Source organism: Cysteiniphilum sp. 19S12-1 (assembly GCF_052030685.1).
GTDB lineage: Bacteria > Pseudomonadota > Gammaproteobacteria > Francisellales > Francisellaceae > Caedibacter.
Map to the genome: position 1 here is coordinate 1 of NZ_JBQAJM010000069.1, position 2,018 is coordinate 2,018.

The 2,018-nt window shown below is 48.1% G+C and carries 1 tRNA gene and 1 rRNA gene; both read right to left on the reverse strand.

What is annotated here, in order from left to right:
- Position 1: 1 nt before the first annotated feature.
- Positions 2-78: transfer RNA gene (locus tag ACTS4L_RS11205), tRNA-Ile, on the reverse strand.
- A 204-nt stretch (positions 79-282) separates the two neighbouring features.
- Positions 283-2,003 (reverse strand): 16S ribosomal RNA (locus ACTS4L_RS11210).
- Positions 2,004-2,018: the final 15 nt, after the last annotated feature.

Here is a 2,018-nt window from a genome sequence, read left to right on the forward strand (position 1 = left end):
ATGGTGGGTCTGAGTAGACTTGAACTACCGACCTCACCCTTATCAGGGGTGCGCTCTAACCAGCTGAGCTACAGACCCATGCCTGAAAACAGAAAACTGAGAACAAAGGACAGTATTCGAATCGCTTCGCGATGAATTAATTTAAATATTAACCCTTCAAGCTCGCTTGACTCAATTTCTGTCTTCTGTCTTCTGCCTTCTGTCTTCCGGACTAAAAAACATCAATTGTAAACACTTAAATACTTCTCGCTCTTTCTTATATCTTTTGTACTTTCGTACCTTTAAGGAGGTGATCCAGCCGCAGGTTCCCCTACGGCTACCTTGTTACGACTTCACCCCAGTCATGAATCACAAAGTGGTAAACGTCCCCCCTACCACTTTTACCATCTCAACAGCCAACTAACAATCATCAACATATCAAAATAATAAAAGTGGTAGGGTTAGACTATCTACTTCTTTTGCAACCCACTCCCATGGTGTGACGGGCGGTGTGTACAAGACCCGGGAACGTATTCACCGCGGCATTCTGATCCGCGATTACTAGCGATTCCGACTTCATGCTCTCGAGTTGCAGAGAGCAATCCGGACTACGAACACCTTTCTGAGTTTCGCTCCAGCTCGCACCTTCGCCTCCCTCTGTAATGCCCATTGTAGCACGTGTGTAGCCCTGCCCGTAAGGGCCATGATGACTTGACGTCGTCCCCACCTTCCTCCGCCTTATCAGCGGCAGTCTCTCTAGAGTGCCCAACTTAATGATGGCAACTAAAAATAAGGGTTGCGCTCGTTGCGGGACTTAACCCAACATTTCACAACACGAGCTGACGACAGCCATGCAGCACCTGTCTCATAGTTCCCGAAGGCACAAATCCATCTCTGAATTCTTCTATGGATGTCAAGGGCAGGTAAGGTTCTTCGCGTTGCATCGAATTAAACCACATGCTCCACCGCTTGTGCGGGTCCCCGTCAATTCCTTTGAGTTTTAACCTTGCGGCCGTAGTCCCCAGGCGGAGTACTTAACGCGTTAGCTGCGCCACTAAATCTTTTACACCAGATCCAACAGCTAGTACTCATCGTTTACAGCGTGGACTACCAGGGTATCTAATCCTGTTTGCTACCCACGCTTTCGTCCCTCAGTGTCAGTTTAACCCCAGATTGTTGCCTTCGCCATTGATGTTCCTTCCGATCTCTACGCATTTCACCGCTACACCGGAAATTCCCCAATCCTCTAGTAAACTCTAGTTAAACAGTATCAAATGCAGTTCCCAGGTTGAGCCCAGGGCTTTCACATCTGACTTATCTAACCACCTACGAACCCTTTACGCCCAGTAATTCCGATTAACGCTCGCACCCTCCGTATTACCGCGGCTGCTGGCACGGAGTTAGCCGGTGCTTATTCTTTAGGTAACGTCAAATTGTCTAGCTCTTAACCTAACAACCTTCCTCCCTAACTAAAGTGCTTTACAACCCTAAGGCCTTCTTCACACACGTGGTATTGCTGGATCAGGGTTGCCCCCATTGTCCAATATTCCCCACTGCTGCCTCCCGTAGGAGTCTGGGCCGTGTCTCAGTCCCAGTGTGGCTGATCTTCCTCTCAGAACAGCTATGGATCATCGCCTTGGTCAGCCTTTACCCAACCAACTAGCTAATCCAACGCAGGCTCATCGTACAGCGACAGCACATAAGTGCTACCTTTGACCCGAAGGTGTCATGCGGTATTAGCAGTCGTTTCCAACTGTTGTCCCCCACTATACGGCAGATTCCTACGCGTTACTCACCCGTCCGCCACTAGCCAGAAGACAGATAACAGAAGACTCAAGATAGTAGTCGAATCGCTCCCGCGATAAATCATTCTAAATCACTAAAATTTAAATCATTTATGCAGCTTGCTGCATTCAAACCTCTGTACTCTGTCATCTGTATTCTGTCTTCCGAACCCGTTCGACTTGCATGTGTTAAGCATACCACCAGCGTTCAATCTGAGCCAGGATCAAACTCTTCAGTTTAAATCCTTAGATCAT